The following is a 20,689-nucleotide window of genomic DNA, read 5'->3' on the forward strand; positions in this document are numbered from 1 at the left end:
CTCTCACCACCCCGCCTCGCGGTGGGCCGCGCGGCGCGGCGCGTTCTCCGTGGCACCGGTGATGGAGGAGATGATCTGCTCCTGCGACGCGGTGTTCACGTCGAAGAAGCCGTTGTTGCGGCCGAGCCGCAGGACGGCGGCCCGGTCCGCGAGGGCCTTCACGTCCCCCAGGTTGTGGCTGATGAGCAGGACCCCGAGGCCGCGGTCCCGCAACCGGTCGACGAGGTCGAGCACCTCGGTGGTCTGCTCGAACCCCAGGGCGGCGGTCGGTTCGTCCAGGAGCACGACCCTCGGCTCGCCGAGCAGGGAGCGAGCGAGGGCGACGGTCTGCCGCTGGCCGCTGGACAGGGAGACGACCGGGCCGCGCAGATCCGGGACGCGCCGGGTCAGCCGTTCCAGCAGCTGCTGGGTGCGGCGCTCCATCTCCACCTCGTCGAGCAGCCCGAACCTGCGGATCTCGCGGCCGAGGAAGAGATTGCCGACGACGTCGAGGTTCCCGCACAGCGCGAGGTCCTGGTAGACGGTCGCGATGCCGAGGTCGCGGGCGTCGTGGGGGCGTCTGATGTGGACGGGCCGGCCCTCCCACTCGATGGCGCCCCTGTCCGCCGGGGCCACCCCGGAGATCACTTTGACCAGGGTGGACTTGCCGGCCCCGTTGTCGCCCAGCAGGGCGAGGACCTGACCGGCGTGGATCTCCAGCTCGATGTCCGTCAGGACCTCGACGACGCCGAAGCGCTTGCAGACGCCGTGCAGCGCCAGCAGGGGCGGAGCCGGCACGAGAACCATCTCCTTCCCGGAACCCGTCCGGAAGCGGGAACCACCGCTCAGGTCAGCCCGGCCCTGGCGCAGGCGGCCGCGAGCTGGGGGGTGCAGATCTGCCGGACCGTGTACGCACCGTCCTCGACCAGGACGTGCTTGATGTCGGCGACGGTGACGGACATCGGGGTGAGCCGCACGGCCGGAACGGCCGCCCCCTCGCTGGTTCTCACCGTGCCCGTGGCGACCCGGTCGAGCGGGGCCCCGCGGACCGCCGCCACGGCCATGGCGCCGCCCGCGGCCGCCTCGGGGCCGAACGGCTTGTAGACCGTCTCGTACTGATCGCCGGCGACGATGCGCCGTACGGCCGCGAGTTCGGCGTCCTGCCCGGTGACGGGGGGCAGCGGGTGGACCTTGTTCGCCTTCAGGGCGGTGATGCTGCCGGCCGCGAGACCGTCGTTGGCGGCGTACACCCCGTCGATGTTTCCGGCGCCGAGCGCGGAGAGGGCACCGGACATGTTCATGTTCGCGACCTCCGGCCTCCACTGAAGGGTGTCGTACGCTTTGGCGATCTCCACCTTGCCCTTGAGCACGGACAGCGCGCCCCGCTTGAACGCCACCGCGTTGGGATCGGCGGGGTCGCCGTTCATCATGACGATCCGACCGCCGTGCGCCTTGTCGCCCATGGCCTTCAGCAGCGCCCTGCCCTGGAGCCTGCCGACCTCCTCGCCGTCGAAGGAGACGTATCCCGAGATCGGGCCCTCGGCGAGGCGGTCGTAGGAGATCACCGGGACCCCCGCCGCGTGGGCCTTCCTGACCGAGGCGGCGAGTGACCTGGCGTCCACGGGCACGAGCAGGATGGCGTCGACGCCCTCGGTGATCAGCGACTCCATCTGTTCCTGCTGGATCGCCACGTCGCCCCTGGCGTTGGCGTGCTCGACCCGGCAGTCGTCACACAGTTCCCTGATCCTCTTCTCGAGCAGGGGCCGGTCCTGTGCCTCCCACCGGGCGGTGGTGGCGTCCGGCAGCAGCAGGCCGATCCGGGGCGAGTCCTTCGCGTCGGAGGTGTCCCCGGCCCCGGTTCCGCAGGAGGCGACGGCGAGGGTGGTCGAGGCCGCGGCCATGGCCACGGCCGCGTGGCGTACGAAGGCACACCGGTTCGGCAGGGAACGGCGGGGCCGGTGCGCGGCGTCGGGTCCTTCGCGCGGAGGCCGGGCGGGCCGCACAGCGTCGTCCGCCGGGGCGCGGCGCGGCTTCCACCCGACGAGCCCGGTACCGGCGCCTTCCGCGTCGACCATGACGACACCCGGCTTCCGCACCATGCCATGCGCACCACCGGGCGGAGATCCGGGAGCCGATGAACGGACGTGACACCGGCGCCCGACGCCCGCCCGGACCACGTGGAGGTGGCCAGAGGGCCACCTCGTCAGTCTGACACCGGCCGCGACGGTCCGCGAACCCGACGCGAGACGGCAGATCGCCCCGTCTGTCCCGTTACCTCACCTATGCGATTCTGGTGGGGGGTCTTCGCCCTGTCGGCACCTCGGCCTGGACGGGAGGTAGGTGCGGACATGGAGGTAGGTGCGGACATGCCGCACGACGGCGGCGCCCGGACCGGGGTCGCGCAATTGCGGGCATCCGGCGCCCTCGGCACCGGTCCACCGTCCCCTGCCCCGGAAGCCGCCGCGAGCGCGCGTGTCCTGACCTTCGCCGGAGCGGCGCTGGCAGCGGTCTACGTGGCCGGTCCCGCTCCCGGGACGGAGGCGCTGCGGCTGGTGGAGACCGCGGGCTGCGCCACCCCCGAGCACGGGCTGCCGGAGCGCCTGGTCCTGACCGGTGACTCACCCGCGGCCCACGCCTTCCGCACCGGCCGGCCCCTGTGGCTGAACCCCGCGGCGCTCTCCTCCTTCTTCGAGGGCGGCCCCGCGGCCCCGAGCGCGGAGGTGTCGCTCGGTGCACTGCCCCTGACGGCGGCGGGCAGGCGGCTGGGCTGCCTGGTCGTCGCCGGGACCACCGCGGACGGATTCGGCGCCGAGCAGCAGCGCTTCCTGGCGCGGTACGCCGACGCGGTCGCCGGCCTGCTCCAGGCCGGGGACCCGGCACCCGTGCCGCCGCTGCTGGGACCCGCCCTGCGCAGTCTGGGCGTCGGCTCCTTCCTCCTGATGCCGGACACCGGCCTGATCGAGGCCGACGAGACCCTGCTCCAGCTGGTCGGCATCGTGCCGCACACCTTCGACGGGAAGGCGGCCACCCTGCTCGGGCACGCCCTCCCGGAGGACCTGCCCGGCCTGATGGCGGTCCTGGAGCCGTCCGCCGAGGCGCTCGGCGGACGGGAGCTGGAGTTCCGGGTGCGCTGCCCCGGCGGCGAAACGCGCTGGCTGAGCCTGCGGTACCGGGCGCTCGCGAGTACCGGCGGGCGGCCGGACCGGGTCCTGGGCGTGGTGACGGCGACCTCGGTCCTGCCCCGCAGCGGCGACGACGTGTCCCGGATCCAGTGGCTGACCGCCGCACTCGACGACGCCACCACCGTGGAGGACGTCAGCCGCGTGGTGGTCACCGCGCTCCGCGAGCCGCTCGGCGCCGACCGGGTGGCGCTCGCCGAACTGCAGGACGGGCGGCTCACGGTCACCGTGCTCGATCCGCCCGAGCCCGCGGCCTGGCCGGAGGCCTGGCGTACCCGCGGGCGTTCGGAGCGGCCCGACCCGGCGGTCGACGCCCTGCCGACTCTGCGCACGGCACTGCGGGACGGGCACATGGGACTGTGGCCGGCCGGCGCCGCCCTCGAACCCGGTCTCGCGGGCGTCGGCCCCGGAGGTCTGGCCGTCCTGCCGCTGCCAGCCAAGGGCCGGCCCGTCGGCGTGTGTCTGATCGGCTGGGACCAGCCGCACGCCTTCGCGCCCGAGGAACGGTCCCTGCTGACCGCCACCGCGGCGCTGATCGGGCAGGCCGTCAAACGCGCGCAGGCGCACGACGCCGAGCAGGAGCTCGCGACGATGCTCCAGCGCAGCCTGCTGCCCCGGCGCCTGCCCGAACTGTCCGGCGGGACGGCCGTCGCCCGCTACCTGCCCGCCAGGCGCGGGTTGCAGGTGGGCGGCGACTGGTACGACGTCATCGCCCTCTCCGAGGACCGGGTGGCGCTGGTCATCGGTGACGTGCAGGGACACAGCGCCGGCGCAGCGACGATCATGGGGCAGATGCGTACCGCGGTCAGGGCGTACGCGGTGGAGGGCCACCCGCCGGACGTGGTCGTCTCACACGCCAACCGACTCCTCGTCGGCATGGAGACCGACCTGTTCGCCACCTGCTGCTACGCCGAACTGGACATGGAGGAGGGCAACGTCCTGTTCGTCCGGGCCGGACACCTCTCACCGCTGGTGCGCCACCCCGACGGCAGCGCCGAGGAGGTGCGGGTCGAGGGCGCGCTGCCGCTCGGGGTCTCCGCGGACGCGGAGTTCCCCATGACCGCGGTCGCACTGGCCCCCGGCACGCTGCTCGCCCTGGTCACCGACGGCCTGGTCGAGGCCGCCGACCTGCCCCTGGACGACGGCATGCAGCGCACACGCACCGCGCTCGCCGCCGCCGACCCCGCGGATCCGGGGCGGGTGGCCGACGCACTCCTGGGCGACGCCGGCCGCCGCGAGGACGACGTGGCCCTGCTGCTGCTCCGCTACGACGGCATGAAGACCCGGCCCATCCGCGCCGGCTGGGCGGTGTGGCGGCTGCCGGACGCCGTCATGCACGCCCGGCGTTTCACCGCGCGCACGCTGCGCCGGTGGCACGTCGAGGAAGTCGCGGACGCGGTCCTGCTGGTCGTGTCCGAACTGGTCACCAACGCCCTGGTGCACACCCAGGGGACGGTCCACGTCGACCTGGTGCTCCGCGGGGACCGGGTGCGGATCAGCGTGAGCGACTCGTCGCCGCGGGCGCCCGCCAAACCCGTGATCGTGGACTGGGAGTCGACCGGCGGCCGGGGGCTGATGCTGGTCGAAGCGGTGTCCGAGTCGTTCGGCTCGGTGCCGGTCGCCAGCGGCAAGCAGGTGTGGAGCGAGATCGTCGTACCGCACCGAGAGCCGTCCGGCGCGGACCCGGTGCTCCCGGCGGACCGGGGCGAGCTGCCGTGAACACCCGTTCCCGGCACGTGGTCGCCGCGTTCGTGGCGGGACTCATGACCCTGCCCGTGGCCGCCTGCACGGGACGCCAGGAGACGCGCGCGGACGGGTTCACCGTCGGTCTGCTGCTCCCGGGCCGCGTCCTGCCCCGCTGGGAGCAGTTCGACAGACCGCTGATCGAGAAGCGGCTGAAGGAACTGTGCCCCCGCTGCCGCGTGGAGTACGCCAACGCCGACAACGACCCGACGAGACAGCGGCAACAGATGACCTCCATGATCACCAAGGGGGTCGGGGTGCTGATCCTCGACGCCGCCGACACCCGGGCCCTGCGCTCCTCCATCCAGGAGGCGCACCGGGCGGGCGTCCCCGTCGTCGCGTACGACCGGCTCGCCGAGGGCCCCGTCTCGGGCTTCGTCAGCTTCGACGGCGCGCAGGTCGGCCGGCTCCAGGCCGGGACCCTTCTCCAGGCCATGGGCGACAGGGCGCACGGCGGGAACGTGGTCATGATGAACGGCGATCCGGCCGACCCGAACGCGGCCTGGTTCAGGAAGGGCGCACTGTCCGTCCTCACCGGCAGGGTGAGGATCGGCAGGTCCTACGACACCCAGGGCTGGAGCACGGAGAACGCCCACGCCAACATGTCCGCGGCCATCGCGGCCCTGCGCCCGGACCGGATCGACGGCGTCCTCGCGGCCAACGACGGCATAGCCGCGGGAGTCATCTCCGCCTTCAAGGGCGCCCGCGTCCGCGGACTCCCGCCCGTCACCGGCCAGGACGCCGACCTCGACGCCGTACGACGCATCGTCAAGGGCGAGCAGTACATGACCGTCTACAAACCGTTCCGGGCGGAGGCCGACGCGGTCGCCGCGATGGCCGTCAGCCTGGGACGCGGCCGCGATCCGCGCGACCTCGCCACGACGGCGGTCGACAGCCCCACCACGAAACACATCCCGTCCGTGCTGCTCACTCCGCGCGCGGTGACCGTCGGCACCATCGAGCAGACGCTCGTGAAGGACGGGGTGTACACCATCGACCGGATCTGCACCCGGCAACTCCGCCCCGCCTGCACGAGGGCCGGCCTCGGAACGGACGACCGGTAACCACCGGCCCGCCTGCGCCACGGGCCGCGTGGCTAGGCGCGCAGGAAGTCGATGAGTGCCTCGTTGACCTCGCGGGGGCGTTCCTGCTGTGTCCAGTGTCCGCAGCCCGTCAGCTTCAGGGGGGCGCGCCGCAGGTTGGGCATCAGATCGGGGAGTTTCGCGATGCGTTCGGGGGTGCCGGGGAAGGCGGGGACGACGTCGCGGTCGCCGTAGACGTACAGGGCGGGCGGGGTGACGACGGCTCCGTCCCAGGCAGCGGTCAGTTCCCAGTTGCGGTCGAGGTTGCGGTACCAGTTGAGCGCCCCGGTGAAGCCCTCGGAGAAGCTCTCGGTGAGCGTGTCGAGGTCCTCCTCGGTGAACCAGTCCGGCAGCACCTCCGGGTCCGGCATGGTCGCGAGCCAGCCGCGCTCCGGGTCGACCAGCGGCTGCTTGCCCGAGCCGGCGTCGGGTGAGTCTCCGGAACCCCAGTAGAAGATCTTCCGCAGAGTGGTGCGCGGGTCCTCGGCGAACTCGGCGTCGGCGACGCCGGGACGGCTGAAGTGGTTCCAGTAGAAGCGGCCGTCGAACCTCTCGGCCATGGCCGTCAGCGGCGGCTGGGTCCCGCGGAAGGGCGGCGGCACGCTCAGGCCGGCCACCCCGAGCACCACGTCCGGGCGCAGCAGCGCGGTGTGCCAGGCGACCGGCGCGCCCCAGTCGTGCCCGACGACGTACGCCTTCTCCTCGCCGAGGGCGTGGATCAGTCCGACGACGTCGCCGACCAGGTGGAGGATGGTGTACGCGTCGACGTTCGCGGGATGGTCGCTCCGGCCGTAGCCGCGCTGGTCGGGGGCGACCACGCGGAAGCCGGCGTCGGCCAGCGGGCCGAACTGGTGCTGCCAGGAGTGCCAGGACTCGGGGAAGCCGTGCAGCAGCACCACCAGGGGGCCGCTGCCCTGTTCGGCGATGTGCAGCCGGATGCCGTTCACGTCGACCGTGCGGTGTTCCACCATGTGCACGAGCGTACGCGCGGTGATCTTCGGAGGGCGGTACCGTCCCCGGGCCCGTCGCGCCGTCAGTACACGTCCCGGACGTAGCGCTTGTCCGCGGCCAGGCGCCGGACGTACGCGGCGGCCTCGTCGGCGTCCATGCCGCCGTGGTGGACGACGATGTCCCGGAGCGCCCGGTCGACGTCCTTGGCCATGCGCCCCGCGTCGCCGCAGACGTAGAAGTGGGCGCCGTCACGGAGCCACTGCCACAGGCGCGGGCCGTGCTCGCGCATCCGGTCCTGGACGTAGATCTTGTTGCGCTGGTCGCGGGAGAAGGCGAGGTCGAGCCGGTCGAGGTGGCCGGACCCCCGGTACGCCTCCAGCTCCTCGCGGTGGTAGAAGTCGGTGGCCTGGCGCTGTTCGCCGAAGAAGAGCCAGTTCGGGCCGGTGTGGCCGCGGGCCAGGCGGTCTTCGAGGAAGCCGATGAACGGGGCCACGCCGGTTCCGGGGCCGACCATGATCATGGGGGTGGCGGGGTCGGCGGGCAGGCGGAAGTGCGGTGCGCGCTGCACGAAGACCTGGACCGGGCCGTCGTCGGCGCAGTCGGCGAGGTAGGTGGAGCACACGCCCTTGCGGTCCCGGCCTAGGTCGTTGGTGTAGCGGACGACCGAGACGGTGAGGCGGACCTCGCCGGGGTGCGCGAGCGGGCTGGAGGAGATGGAGTACAGCCGGGGCTGGAGGCGCTTGAGCACGCCCGCCCAGTCCGCGGCGGAGGCCCGGACGGGGTACGCGGCGACGACGTCGGCGGCCTGCTTCCCCCAGCTCCACTGCGCGAGCGCGTCCTTGTTGTCCGGGCGCAGCAGCCGCTTGAGGTCGTGGCTGCCGGTGCGCTCGGTCACGAACCTGAGCAGGTCGGTGGTGATGCGGGCGATGTCCAGGCGGGTGCGCAGCGCCTCTCCGAGCGGCAGGGGCGTGCCGTCGCCGAGGTCCACCGGTTCGCCGGGGTCGAGACCGGTGAGCGCGAGCCATTCGGCGACCAGCCCGGCGCCGTTGGCCGGCCACACACCGAGTGCGTCACCGGCGTCGTAGGCGAGTTCGCCGCCGCGGGTGTCGAAGGCGAACTGCCGTACCTCCTTCCCGGAACCGGGCAGGCTCAGCAGTCTGTTGCCGATGAGCAGGGTGGCGAACGGTGACGCCTTGGTGTAGCGGGCCGGCGGCGCGGCGAGCCGTGGCGCGGCGGCCGGGGCGACGGCGGCCTCGGCCGCGGGCGTCCCGCCCGGGCGCGTGGGCACCGGCTGCCGGCCGTCGGCGCCGGCCAGGGCGGTGACCACTTCGCCGAGCCACCGCTCGGCCGTCTCCTCGAAGTCGGGTTCGCAGTCGGTGCGGGGGACGAGACGGGTGGCGCCGAGTGCCGCGAGACGCTCGTCCAGCCGGCGTCCGTGGCCGCAGAAGTCGTCGTAGGCGGAGTCGCCGAAGGCGAGGACCGCGTACCGGATGCCCTCCAGACGAGGTGCGTCCGGCTCGGACAGGGCCTGCCAGAAGCCGGCCCCGTTGTCGGGGGCGTCACCGTCGCCGAAGGTGCTGGTCACGAGGAGGACGTCGGCGTCCGTGGCCAGGTGGGCCGGGGTCGCGTCGGCCATGGGCAGCAGCTCGGGGGCCCGGTCCGACGCGGCGAGGCGGGCGGCGGCCTGCGCGGCGAACTCCTCGGCGGTGCCGGTCTGCGAAGCCCACAGGACCAGCAGACGCCGGGCGGGTACGGCCGTTCCGGCGGCCGGCGCCGCCGTCCGCGCGGGCACCGGGCCGGGCGCCTCCGTGGCGGCGCGGGAGAACATGCCGGCGAGGACGCCGTCGACCCACAGGGCGCGGTCCGGCGCGAACGGAGCGCCGGGCGGCAGCACCGGGACGCGCCCGTCGGACGGAGTCGCGGCGAGGCCGGACAGGAAGCCGGAGAGGTAGCGGCGTTCCGGCTCCGCCAGGGGCGACGGGGCGAGGTCGGTGATGCCGAAGACCGCGGCGAGCGCGTGGACGGGGGAGCCCGGCGCGGTGGCCGCCGCGGGCACGGGCTCCGGCCGGGCGTCGGGGCGGCCCGCCGGGACGGGGGCGGCCGTCCTCGCGAGGGCGACGGCGCAGACCTTCAGCTCGGGCTGGAAGGAGAGCGGGTCGACGGCGTCGCTGGTGACGGCGTTGACGCTCAGGTACTCGCCGAACAGGTCGTTCCAGTGGAACGGCGCGAAGCAGGTGCCCGGCTGGACGCGGTCGGTGACCACGGCGGGCAGTACGGCGCGTCCGCGGCGGGAGGCGACCTCCAGGTGGTCGCCCTCGGCCACGCCCAGCGCCCGGGCGTCCTCGGGGTGGACCTCCACGAACGGGCCGGGAGCGAGCTTGCCGAGCTTGGCGACCTTCCCGGTCTTGGTCAGCGTGTGCCACTGGTGCTGGAGGCGGCCGGTGTTGAGGACGAACGGGTAGTCGTCGTCGGGGAGTTCGGCGGGCGGCAGGTGCGGGCGGGCGAAGAACCGGGCGCGTCCGCTCGCGGTCGGGAAGGCCAGGCGGGGCCGGGTGCCGTCCTCGCGTTCCAGGAGGGTCTGGCTGACGCCGTCGTTGAGGTAGCGGATCGGGTTGCGGTCCGGGCCGTCGGTGTCCGGCGCCGGCCACTGCACGGGGGTGGCGCGCAGCCGGTCGTAGGTGACGCCGCGCAGGTCCCAGCCGGTCGCGGGGTTCCAGGCCCGCTTGAGCTCCTCGAAGACCTCCTCGGCACAGGTGTAGGTGAAGCCGTCGGCGAAGCCCATCGCGCAGGCCACCCGGGCGATCAGCTGCCAGTCGGGCAGCGCCTGACCCGGCGGGTCGAGGACCCCCTGGACGAGGGTGAGGTTCCGCTCGGAGTTGACCATCACGCCGTCGGACTCCGCCCACAGCGTCGCGGGCAGCACGACATCGGCGTACGCGTTGGTCTCGGTCTCGGCGAACACGTCCTGGGTGACGACGAGTTCGGCGGCCTCCAAGCCGGCGATGACGGTCCTGCGGTTGGCGACCGAGGCGACCGGGTTGGTGCAGATGATCCAGCACGCCTTGATGTCGCCGGCGGCCATCCGCTCGAACATCTCGACCGTGCCGCGCCCGACCTCGGTCCGCAGGGTGCCCTCGGGGATGTCCCACAGGTCCTCCACGAAGGCGCGGTCGGCGTCGACCAGGACCGAGCGCTGGCCGGGCAGGCCGGGGCCCATGTAGCCCATCTCCCGGCCGCCCATGGCGTTGGGCTGGCCGGTCAGCGAGAACGGTCCGGAGCCCGGGCGGCAGAGGGCGCCGGTGGCCAGGTGCAGGTCGACCAGGGCGTTGGTGTTCCAGGTGCCGTGCGTGGACTGGTTCAGGCCCATGGTCCAGCAGCTCATCCACTCACCGGCCTCGCCGATCCACCGCGCGGCCTGCCGGATGTCGGCCTCCGGGATGCCGGTGATCTCCGCGACCCTCTCGGGCGGGTAGTCGGCGAGGAAGCCGGGCATCTCCTCCCAGCCCTCGGTGAACTCGGCGATGAACTCCTCGTCGGTGTGGCCGTTGGCGACCAGCAGGTGCAGCAGGCCGTTCAGCAGGGCGAGGTCGGTGCCGGGCCTGATCTGCAGGAAGAGGTCGGCCCGGTCGGCGGTGGCGGTGCGGCGCGGGTCGACGACGATCAGCTTGGCGCCCGCCGACCTCACGCGGTCCATCAGGCGGAGGAAGAGGATCGGGTGGCAGTCGGCCATGTTGGCGCCGATGACGAAGAAGACGTCCGCGTGGTCGAAGTCCTGGTACGAGCCGGGCGGGCCGTCCGCGCCCAGCGACAGCTTGTAGCCGGTACCGGCGCTGGCCATGCACAGCCGGGAGTTCGACTCGATCTGGTTGGTGCGCACGAAGCCCTTGGCCAGCTTGTTCGCCAGGTACTGCGCCTCCAGGGACATCTGCCCGGAGACGTAGAAGGACAGCGCGTCCGGCCCGTGCTCGTCCAGGATGGCCCGCAGCCGCCCGGCGACCGCCGTGACGGCCGCGTCCACGTCCGTCTCGGCCGGCTGGGCCTCGCGCTCGGCACGCACCAGGGCCTTGGCCAGCCGTCCGGGCGCGGCCATCAGGTCCGCGCTCGTGGCGCCCTTGGTGCACAGGCGGCCGGCGTTCGCGGGGTGCGCCTTGTCACCGGAGGCCCTGGCCGCGGTCCGCCTGCCGTCGGCGGGATCCCGGGCGATGTCGAGGACGATCCCGCAGCCGACACCGCAGTACGAGCAGACCGTGCGGACACCGCCGTCCTTCGAACCAGCCGCCACCGAACCCCCACCGCCGTGCGTGTACCGTTCCGGGCCGGCCCGCGGTTGGCGGCGGCCCCCAGGACAAGCACCGTAGGAAGATCGAATTACCGGACCGTCACACCGCGGCGGCGCGCGCGGTTACGCCCCGCGCACATGCCGCGGCGACGCCGTGTGAGACGGGAAGGGCGCCGTCGGTGCCGGTCACCGCGGTCGAGGGGGGAAGGATCCCTCCCCTCGCAGCACGCGTCCGGTCCTCGCCTTCCGAGGCCTCACGGCCCCGTGTCCGGGAGCAGGAGCACGGTGTTGGAGACGCCTTCCGCCGCGGTGTTCACGGGCGCGACGGCGGGGTCCGCCTCGGGGCCGGGGTGGCGGACGTAGGCGCCCGCGATGCGGCCGTTCAGCAGGAACGGGGAGACGACGAACGGCACAGGGGCCACCGTCCGGGCGCCCCAGCGGTTGCGGAAGTGCATCCGGGTGCGGTCGGGCACGAGCCGGCGCTGGAGGACGAGCGTGTGCTCGCGCGACCGCTGCGTCAGCAGGTCGAGCCAGTCCCGGGCCGGGACCCGGTGCCCGGCGACGAAGCCGGCGCCGCCACGGCCGCACGAGGGTTTGACGACGAGGCCGGACCGCTCCCGCACGGCGTACGCCAGGACGCTCCGCCGCAGCTCGGGGCGCTGCTCGGGGCCCAGCCACGCCGTCCACGGCACGTGCGCGAGGATCAGCTCCCGGTCCGCGGGCTCGTACAGGTCGAGGTCCTCGTGCATCCAGGCCAGCACCTGCTTGGCGCTCGGCAGGCACGAGGCCTCCGGGACGAACAGCCGCACGCTGCCGGCCAGGACCGCGGCACGCAGTACGCCGACGGATCCGCCGTCCGCCAGCACCGGACTGACGAACTGGTTGAAGACCACGTCGATGCGGTCGTCGCCGACCCACAGCCCGCCGGCGCCGCCGCGCACCTCGGACAGGTCCGCGACGCACACGTCGAGTCCCGCCGCCCGGGCGGCCGCCGCGGCCGGCCGCAGATAGCGGCGCAGGGCGCGGGTGTCGTCCAGTTTCGCCGCGATGCCCGAGGTCGCCCGCCAGGTGGGGACGAGCGTCCGGTGCCGCCCGCCGCCGCCCGCCGGTACGGCTCCGGCCAGGCAGTCCGCCCGGGCCCGCAGGGTCGAGGGCGGCTCGGCGAGGACGCCGTCCGGCCAGCCGCGGGCGAACGCCGCGCTCCGCTGCTCCAGGCCCGGGACGCCGTAGATGTTGGGGCCGATGTTCAGCTCGACGAACCACGGCGTACCGCCGACCAGCAGCGCGTCGGGACGGGCCATGCGCAGCAGGGCGGCGGCGGTCAGCCGCTGCGACGGGTCGAGGAGCCGCAGGTCGCGGTGGTCGTGCAGGGCCCGGTACAGCTCGCCGGCGGTCCCGGCCCGGCGCCGGCAGGCGAGCAGGGCACACCGCAGCACGCCTGCCGCCAGCGCGCCGAACCGGTGGTAGGCCGCCGCGGAGAACACCAGCGGGCGCAGCGCCTCCCAGTGGCTCGGCAGCGCGTCGGGGATCCACCAGTCGGCCTCGGCGCTCCGGCGCAGCAGCTCCGAGCGGGCCCCGCCCGGCAGCCGGTGCCACAGGTCGTGCAGGGTCGCTCCCGAGCCGCACTGCGCGTGTACCTCCATCGTTTCGACGGTAAGCCGGAGCGGGCCGCCCCTCACCTCGGCCTTCGTCATGCCCCTGGCAGGGGGCGGACGGAAGTGCCAGTAGATCGAGCGCTCCTCGGCAGGCGTTCGTCGGCGGTCCGTCGGCGGGGGAGGGGAGTGGGTGTGGTGTGCAGCAGCGACGCCCAGCCGGCCGTATCCGGGAACGCGCTGCCGCCGCACGGCACCACGTCCAGCACCACGCGGTCCGGCCGCAGCAGCACGGCGTCCGCGCGCCCCTCGCGCAGCCAGGCGGCGAGCCGGCCGTCGTCCCCGAGGCCGGTCACGTGGACGGTCCGGGCGCCGAGGCCGTCGGCGACCGCCCGCACGGAGGGGGCCGGCGGTACGGCCGTGAGCAGGGCGAAGCCGTCGCCGAGCACGTCGTCGAGGCGGTCGCGGCGGCCGTCGGCGGTCACCCACGGCTGCGGGCAGTACCGGCCCGCGAGACCACGGCCGGCCCCGCCGGGGCGCCGGCGCACGAGCGGCCCCGCGGTCAGGGCCGGACTGAGGTCGCGGACGACCGCCGTGTTCAGCCCGGGGATGCGGACCGCCGCGCCCAGCACGCCGCGCCGCAGGGCGGCGGCAGCGTCCTGGCCGCCGGTCATGGCCCGGCCCATGGTGACCGCGAGCCGGATCATGTGCCGGGCGTGCGGCCTGCGCTCGCTCTCGTACGTGTCCAACAGCCCTTCCGGCGCGCCCTGTCCGAGGACACGGGCGAGCTTCCAGGTGAGGTTGTAGGCGTCCCGCAGGCCCGCGCACAGCCCCTGCCCGACGAACGGCGGGGTGAGGTGGGCCGCGTCGCCGAGGAGGAAGACCCGGCCCCGGCGCCAGCGGTCGGCGACACGCGCGCGGAAGGTGTACTGCGCCTGCCGCAGCACCTCGAAGTCGGCGCCGGGCGCGAGGTCCACCCAGGGCGCCACCAGCTCCCGCAGCCGCTCCGGGTCCGGCTCGGCGTCGTCCGGGAGGCGGAACTCCCAGCGGTAGCGGTCCTCGCCGACGCGCATGAACGTCGCCGGCCGGCGCGGATCGCAGATCTGCTCGACGCCCTCCCAGCAGCGCACCGGCAGGCCGGTGCGCACGTCGAGGACCGTCCAGCGCTCCTCGAAGCGCAGGTCCTCCCACCCGGCGCCGACGGCGTCCCGGGTGAGGCTGTTGGCACCGTCGCAGCCGAGGACGGCGTCCGCCCGCAGCAGGTGCTCACCCGTGTCGTCGCGGTAGGCCACGCGGACCGGACCGGTGTCGTCCTGCTCGACACCGACGACCTCCACCCCGCCGCGCAGCTCGCACCCGGGGGCGCCGGACAGCGCGGCGCGCAGCACCCGCTCCAGCCCCGGCTGGTCGAACATGCTGGTCTCCGGGTACCCGTGGGCTCCCTGCGCGGCGCGCGGGAACTCGGCCATCACCCGGTGCCGGGCGTCCAGCAGCCGCAGCCCGCGCGCGGGGCGGGCGATCGCGGCGAACTCCTCCCCGACTCCCGCGGCCTGGAGGATGCGGCGCACCTCGTCGTCGGTGGCGACGGCGCGCGGCAGGGGGTAGACGCCGTGGTGGCGTTCGAGGAGGACGGACCTCACACCGCGCCGGGCGAGGAGGAGGGCGGCGGTCACGCCCACGGGTCCGGCTCCGACGATCACCACGGGTACGTCCGCCGCGTCGTGCTCGGCGGTCATGTGCGGCTCTCCCGGTGTGCGCCGGCCACGGGCGTGCGCTGCTCGCCCAGGTCGATCCGGCCGTCGGGGGTGGCGATGGCCGCGGTCACCACATCGCCCTGGCGCAGGTAGCGCGGATTGCCCGCCTGGCTCCTGAAGAACGCCTTCCACCTGACCGCCGGCGGCAGCAGCGCGCCGATCTTCTCGACGGCCTTCGGCGGGGCCTTGAGGGCGGTGCCGCCCGGGGTGCCGGTGAGCAGCAGGTCGCCGGGGCCGAGGGTCTGGAACCGGGCCAGCAGGGTGAGCGCCTGCGCGGGACGTACGATCATGTCGGCGAGGGTGCGGTCCTGGCGCGGCTCGCCGTTGACCGACAACCTCAGCCGCAGGTCGAGCAGGTGGGCGAAGTCCGCCGGCTCCAGCAGGGACAGGTACGGGCCGGTCGGCGTGAAGGTCGGGTACGACTTGCTCTCGTAGAACTGAGTCTTGGTCAACTGGACGTCCCGCGCGCTCACGTCATTGGTGATCACCAGCCCGGCGACGTACGACGGCAGGTCGCGCTCCTCGACGACGGTGCCGACGGGCAGCGGTGCGCCCACGACCAGGCCGAGTTCGATCTCGTAGTCGAGGAACCTCACGTGCGGCGGCCGGACGATGGTCTCGTGCGGTCCGCTGACCGACCCGGACGCCTTGCGGAAGAAGGCGGGCGGGATGTCGCCGGTGAAGCCCGAATCGCGGGCGTGGCTGCGGTAGTTGACCATCTGGGCGACCACGCGGCAGGGCGTGGTGACCGGGGAGAGGGCCACCAGGCCGGCGACGGGCGTGCCCGGGTCGCCGGAGCGGGCCGCCGCGCGGACGGCGGCACGGTCGGCGATCAGCTCGGCGGTGGTGACGGCCTCGGTGCCGACGGGTACGGCGCGGTCGCCGCGGACGGCCCACCAGCCGTCGGACGTGCGCAGGACGTTGGTGCTCATGGGAGTGCCTTTTTTCGAGGGGGTCAGGAGTTCGCGGCCTTCAGCAGGCCCAGCAGCCGCGCCGGGTCAAGCTCGTTGTCGCCGCGCAGGGCCTGGACGACCTCGCGGACGCGCCGCGGTGAGGGGCTCGCGCCGAGGAAGTCGCGGGTGGCCGGCGGGCCCCACTGGGCCAGGCCGCTGGTCGACATGGGTGCCCAGCCGGGCTCGACGTCCGAGGAGAACAGGTCGCCGTCGGTGAAGTGCTCCAGCATGAAGTGGTCGGGGTCGCGCCAGTAGTCGAAGAGCTGGCTGCCCTGGATGTGCCGGCCGATGCCCCAACTCCGCTTGTAGCCACGTTCCTTGAGGTACTCGCCACCGGCGGCGATCGAGTCCAGGTCGGTGACCTGGTAGGCGGAGTGCACATAGCCGTTGCCCGGGCCCAGGTGCATGGCCAGCGTGTGGTGGTCGGCCGGCACGCTGCCGCGGTCGCAGCGGACGAACGCCATGGTCGGGCCGCGGTCGCGCCGGCCGTCCAGGAACAGGAAGTCGGACACGATCATCCCGAGCGTGTCCAGGTACCAGTCCAGGGCCCGGGCGAACACCCGGGTCTCCAGGACCACATGGCCCAGCCGCTGGATGCGGGACGGTTCCCGCGGCGGCCGCTGCGGGGCGTTCGTACGACGGTGCCGCGTACCGGAGTTGAACGGCAGCGGCTGCTGCTCGGGCAGCGCCGGCAGCTCCTCGCCGCAGTGCACGACCCGCACGGGGAAGCCCGAGGGGTCCAGCAGACCGACCGCCCGGCCGCCGCCCGGCACGTCCGCGTCCCGGACGGCCGTGCCCGTGGCCCGGGCCAGCCGGTCCAGGTCGGCCCGCTCCGCCGCGCGGAACGCCGGGCCGACGAAGCGGGAGGTCCGGCCGCGCCGGATCACCGTGCAGGGGGAGCCCGCGAAGGTGCCGCGCAGCCACAGCTCCTGCTCCGTGCGGGCGGCGACACCGAACCCGAAGTCCCGGGCGAAGATCTCCGCCCGGTCCAGGTCGGGCTTCTCGAACTCCAGCCAGGCCAGGTCCGCCACCTTGATCACGGGGTTGCGGGAGCGGCCGGGGTGCTCGCCGCGCAGGGCGCCCCGCTCACTGTGGAGGCCCTGATGGGCGGTCTGGGACATGACGTCCTCCAAGCGAATTGCCTTGATGAGGAAATCATCAGCTCTGAGTTTATGCTCGTCAATAGCCGCCAGCGAGAAAACTGATGAAATCATCAGAGTGTGTACTGAGCATTTCATCAGAACTGTGGCATCGAGGGTCCCGTTGCTAGACTCGCGCGTATGCCGACGTCAGCCCCGCCCCGCAACCGATTCGAACGGCGCCGCGCCGAGACCCGTCAGGCGCTCGTCCGCGCGGCCCGGCAGATCCTCGCCGAGACCGGGGACACCAGCGCCAGCATCCAGGCCATCGCGGAGCGCGCGGACGTCGGCTTCGGCTCCTTCTACAACCACTTCGAGTCCAAGACGGAGCTGTTCGACGCCGCGGTCCGCGACGCCCTCGAAGAGCTGGGCCGGACCTTCGACGAGCACCTGGACGGCGTCGACGACCCGGCGGAGCTCGTCGCGGCCGGCTTCCGGCTGAGCGCGCGCCTGGCCGAGGCCCGGCCCGAGCTGATGCAGGTCCTGCGCCACCGCGGCCTCGGCCACATCCACTCCGACTCGGGCCTGGGATCACGTGCCCTGCGTGATCTTCAGGCCGGCATCGCCTCCGGCCGCTTCACCGTCACCGATCCGGCCGTCGCGGTGACCGCGCTGGGCGGCTCGCTGCTGGCGCTGGTGGAGCTGCGGTTCGCCGAGCCCGGACGCGACGGCGACGAGGCCGCCTCGAACCTGGCGGAGATGCTGCTGCGCATGCTGGGCGTCCCGCCCGAGGACGCCCGCGACGTCGCCCGGCGCCCCCTGCCCGACCTCGCCTGACAAGGGACCGCACGCCGTGCCGGCGGTCCCGGCCCGCGGTTCCGTCGCCACGGCCTCGACCGCCGACAGGGCCGTCTCGCCCGGACGCCCGCTGAGCCCGCACGGCAGGTGAGCTCGAACGAAGGTGAGCCCGAACGAAGGTGAGCCCGAACGAAGGTGAGCCCGGACGGAAGGTGACCGCCTCGCCTTCCCCCGGCCCGCCCCCGCTGCTCCTCACGAACGGACCCGGACCCCCATGCACGTACTCATCCTCGGCGGCACCACGGAGGCCCGTCGGCTTGCCGAACTGCTCGACGGCACGCCCGGGCTGAGGCTGACCAGTTCGCTGGCCGGACGGGTCGCCGGTCCCCGGGCGCTCCCGGGCGGGACGCGCGTCGGCGGCTTCGGCGGGGCGGAGGGGCTGACGGCGTGGCTGCGCGAGCACACGGTCGACGCGGTCGTCGACGCCACCCACCCCTTCGCCGGGACGATCAGCTTCCACGCGGCACGGGCCGCTGCCGCCGCCCGCGTCCCCCTGCTCGCCCTGCGCCGGCCCGGCTGGGTCCCCGTCCCGGGCGACCGGTGGCACGAGGCGGACTCGCTGGAGGAGGCCGCGCGGATCCTGCCCGCACTCGGCCGGCGCGTGTTCCTCACCACCGGGCGCATGGGCCTGGCGGCCTTCGCGGACCTGGACGCCCTGTGGTTCCTCGTCCGGTCCGTGGACGCCCCCGAGCCGCCGCACCCGGCCCGCATGGAGGTGCTGCTGGACCGCGGCCCCTTCACCCTCGACGGGGAGCGCGAACTGCTGCGGCGCCACCGCATCGACGTCGTCGTCACGAAGGACAGCGGCGGGGCGGCCACCGCGCCGAAGCTGACGGCCGCCCGGGAGGCCGGGCTGCCCGTCGTCGTGGTGCGCAGGCCACCGGTTCCCGGGGGCGTGCCCGTCGTACCCGACCCGGAGAGCGCGGCCCGCTGGGTCGGCGAACGCCTCACACCCTGACCGGTACCGCCGCCCGTGCCGTCACTCCTCCTCGCTCGCGATCGCGTTGACCGCGGCGGCGGCGATGGCGCTGCCGCCGCGACGGCCGCGGACCACCAGGTGCTCCAGCCCGGACGGGTGCGCGGCCAGGGCGTCCTTGGACTCGGCGGCGCCGACGAATCCGACCGGGACACCGATGACGGCGGCGGGCCGGGGCCCGCCCGCCTCGATCATCTCCAGGAGGTGGAACAGCGCGGTGGGCGCGTTGCCGATGGCGACCACCGCGCCCTCCAGCCGGTCCCGCCACAGCTCCACGGCCGCGGCGCTGCGCGTGGTGCCCAGCCGGGCGGCCAGCTCCGCGACGGCCGGGTCGGACAGCGTGCAGAGCACGTCGTTGCCGGCCGGCAGCCGCCTGCGGGTCACACCGCTGGCCACCATCTGGACGTCGCAGAGGACCGGTGCCCCGGCGCGCAGGGCCGCACGGGCGCGGGCCACCACCCCCGGGGTGTAGGCCAGGTCCCGCACGAGGTCGACCATCCCGCAGGCGTGGATCATGCGCACCGCGACCTGGCCGACGTCGGCGGGCAGGCCCGCGAGGTCGGCTTCGGCACGGATGGTGGCGAACGACTGGCGGTAGATGGCCGCGCCGTCCTTCTCGTAGACGTGGGTGGTCACGGTGCTCTTCTCGCTGCTCTCGGTCGTCTTGCGGCGCATGAGGTGATCGCCGGCGGCACGGCGGTGAGCATACCCACCGGCCCGCCGGAGGCAGCGCCGAGGAACCCCGGGGACCGTCGGCGAGCGGTGGTCACCTGCGCCAGGGGCCGGTCACCGCGAACGTCGTGCCGGGCGTGTAGCAGTTGACGAACATCGTCCGGCCGTCGGGGGAGAAGGTGACCCCGGCGAACTCGCCCCACTCGGGCTGCTCCGGCGTCCCGATGTTCTGGCGGCCCCGGGCCATCGCGTACACCTCGCCCGCGCGGGTCACGCCGAACACGTGCTGGGCGCCGTTGCCGTCCTCGCACACCATCAGGCCGCCGCTGGGCGCGAGGCAGATGTTGTCCGGGGACTCGCCGGGCAGCTGGACGTCGGTGTCCGGGCCGAACACGACGACGAGGGTCAGCCGGCGGCGCTTCGGGTCGTAGCGCCAGATCTGGCCGTAGTGGTCGGCCGCGGAGCCGTCCGCGCTGCGGGCGAAGGAGGAGACGAAGTACACACAGCTGCCGCCCCAGTAGCAGCCCTCCAGCTTCTGCGCGTGGGTGATGCCGCCGCGGCCGTAGTCCTGCAACCGGGTCGGGGTGGAGACGGCCAGCGGGTCGGGTACGTCCACCCACTCGATGCCGTCGAAGCGCGCTCCGGTCTCCTGGATGGTGGAGAGGTCCGGTACGCCGGGCACTCGCATCGCCTGGAGCCGGCCGCCCGCGCGGAGCGAACCGACCCCGCCCAGCGGCTTGGCGGGCAGGAAGCGGTAGAAGAGGCCGAACGGCTGCAGGAAGGCGTCCTCCGTCTCGTAGACGGTGCCGTTGCGCGGGTCGACCGCGATCGCCTCGTGCTGGAAGCGGCCCATCGCGGTCAGCGGGACCGCGCCGGTGCGGTGCGGGTCGGTGGGGTGGACCTCGAAGATGAAGCCGTGGTCCTTGGTGTAGCCGTTGGTGCCGGCCCGGTCCTCGGTCTCCTCGCAGGTCAGCCAGGTGCCCCAAGGAGTGCGGCCGCCCGCGCAGTTGACCGCCGTACCGGCGATGGCGACCCGCTCGGACAGCACGCGGTGGTCCGCGTCGAGCGTCAGGGCCGTACAGCCGCCCTTGCCCGCCGGGTCGTAGGTGAGACCGCTCACGGTCGGTACCGGGATCCGCGCGGTGACCCGGTTCTCGTGGTTGCGGACGAGGTGCGTACGGCCCCCTCGGCCGCCGAACGCGGCCATGCCGTCGTGGTTGGAGGGGACGCGGCCCTCGCCCGAACGGAGCTGGTCGCCCTCGCGGGAGAGCACGGTGTAGCGGAAACCTTTCGGCAGATCGAGCAGCCCGTTCGGGTCGGAGGCGAGCGGGCCGTAACCGGTGTGGCCCAGGTTCTGCGCGGCGGCGGTGCCCGCGAAGAGCTCGGACAGGGCCCCGGTGAAGGCGATGCCCGCTCCCAGGGCGCTCGCGTTGGCCAGGACCTGACGGCGTGTTGCAGACATGCGGCAGCAACCTTCCTGCTGGCGGACAGGAACTGTGACCAGCTGTGTCTATCACCTGGTGCGGGCCGCGGGAACCATGCGCGTAACCGTGTCACTTCGCGCGGAGGAGGGCCGATCGGCCCTGGTCCTG

Annotated in this window: 14 protein-coding genes; 4 read left to right on the forward strand and 10 right to left on the reverse strand. The window is 73.9% G+C overall.

Going from position 1 to position 20,689, the window contains the following annotated elements; genetic code table 11:
• Positions 1-3 precede the first annotated feature (3 nt).
• Positions 4-786, reverse strand: coding sequence for an ATP-binding cassette domain-containing protein (locus ABZ923_RS12545; RefSeq protein WP_361470207.1), 783 nt, complete (start codon positions 784-786; stop codon positions 4-6).
• A 38-nt stretch (positions 787-824) separates the two neighbouring features.
• Complete coding sequence (locus ABZ923_RS12550) at positions 825-1,880, reverse strand: substrate-binding domain-containing protein (protein WP_361470249.1); 1,056 nt, start codon at positions 1,878-1,880, stop codon at positions 825-827.
• 465 nt (positions 1,881-2,345) lie between these two features.
• On the opposite strand from ABZ923_RS12550, the gene ABZ923_RS12555 reads away from it, so the two are divergent.
• Positions 2,346-4,877 (forward strand): SpoIIE family protein phosphatase, encoded by a 2,532-nt coding sequence (locus ABZ923_RS12555; protein WP_361470251.1) that lies wholly within the window; start codon positions 2,346-2,348, stop codon positions 4,875-4,877.
• Positions 4,874-5,965, forward strand: a complete 1,092-nt coding sequence (locus ABZ923_RS12560; RefSeq protein WP_361470208.1) for a substrate-binding domain-containing protein — start codon at positions 4,874-4,876, stop codon at positions 5,963-5,965. The genes ABZ923_RS12555 and ABZ923_RS12560 overlap by 4 nt, the downstream gene beginning before the upstream one ends.
• 32 nt (positions 5,966-5,997) lie before the next feature.
• Here the strand turns inward: ABZ923_RS12560 and ABZ923_RS12565 are convergent, their stop codons facing one another.
• The 6 genes from ABZ923_RS12565 to ABZ923_RS12590 form a co-directional block, all read right to left on the reverse strand.
• The gene (locus tag ABZ923_RS12565; protein WP_361470209.1) at positions 5,998-6,954 is read right to left on the reverse strand and encodes an alpha/beta hydrolase; all 957 of its coding nucleotides are present in this window, start codon (positions 6,952-6,954) and stop codon (positions 5,998-6,000) included.
• A 62-nt stretch (positions 6,955-7,016) separates the two neighbouring features.
• Positions 7,017-11,216 carry a bifunctional nitrate reductase/sulfite reductase flavoprotein subunit alpha gene (locus ABZ923_RS12570; RefSeq protein WP_361470210.1) on the reverse strand — a complete coding sequence of 1,400 codons (4,200 nt, stop codon included), beginning with the start codon at positions 11,214-11,216 and terminating at the stop codon, positions 7,017-7,019.
• A gap of 251 nt (positions 11,217-11,467) precedes the next feature.
• Entirely contained in the window at positions 11,468-12,856 is a 1,389-nt protein-coding gene (locus ABZ923_RS12575) for a hypothetical protein (RefSeq protein ID WP_361470212.1), read from the reverse strand.
• A 47-nt stretch (positions 12,857-12,903) separates the two neighbouring features.
• A complete protein-coding gene (locus tag ABZ923_RS12580) occupies positions 12,904-14,541 on the reverse strand; it encodes a bifunctional 3-(3-hydroxy-phenyl)propionate/3-hydroxycinnamic acid hydroxylase (protein ID WP_361470213.1) in 1,638 nt (545 codons plus the stop codon).
• Entirely contained in the window at positions 14,538-15,491 is a 954-nt protein-coding gene (locus ABZ923_RS12585) for a fumarylacetoacetate hydrolase family protein (protein WP_361470215.1), read from the reverse strand. Before ABZ923_RS12585 ends, ABZ923_RS12580 begins: the two co-directional genes overlap by 4 nt.
• 23 nt (positions 15,492-15,514) lie before the next feature.
• The gene (locus ABZ923_RS12590; protein WP_361470217.1) at positions 15,515-16,633 is read right to left on the reverse strand and encodes a VOC family protein; all 1,119 of its coding nucleotides are present in this window, start codon (positions 16,631-16,633) and stop codon (positions 15,515-15,517) included.
• A 159-nt stretch (positions 16,634-16,792) separates the two neighbouring features.
• Here ABZ923_RS12590 and ABZ923_RS12595 point away from each other — a divergent pair, with 159 nt between their 5' ends.
• Positions 16,793-17,428 (forward strand): TetR family transcriptional regulator, encoded by a 636-nt coding sequence (locus ABZ923_RS12595; RefSeq protein ID WP_361470219.1) that lies wholly within the window; start codon positions 16,793-16,795, stop codon positions 17,426-17,428.
• 235 nt (positions 17,429-17,663) lie between these two features.
• On the forward strand, positions 17,664-18,407 hold the full coding sequence (locus tag ABZ923_RS12600) for a cobalt-precorrin-6A reductase (RefSeq protein WP_361470220.1): 744 nt from the start codon (positions 17,664-17,666) through the stop codon (positions 18,405-18,407).
• 21 nt (positions 18,408-18,428) lie between these two features.
• On the opposite strand, the gene ABZ923_RS12605 is transcribed toward ABZ923_RS12600, so the two are convergent.
• On the reverse strand, positions 18,429-19,100 hold the full coding sequence (locus ABZ923_RS12605; protein ID WP_361470221.1) for a precorrin-8X methylmutase: 672 nt from the start codon (positions 19,098-19,100) through the stop codon (positions 18,429-18,431).
• A gap of 91 nt (positions 19,101-19,191) precedes the next feature.
• Positions 19,192-20,559 (reverse strand): alkaline phosphatase PhoX, encoded by a 1,368-nt coding sequence (locus tag ABZ923_RS12610; RefSeq protein WP_361470223.1) that lies wholly within the window; start codon positions 20,557-20,559, stop codon positions 19,192-19,194.
• Between the last annotated feature and the right edge of the window lie 130 nt (positions 20,560-20,689).

This window comes from Streptomyces sp. NPDC046881 (assembly GCF_040645015.1).
GTDB lineage: Bacteria > Actinomycetota > Actinomycetes > Streptomycetales > Streptomycetaceae > Streptomyces.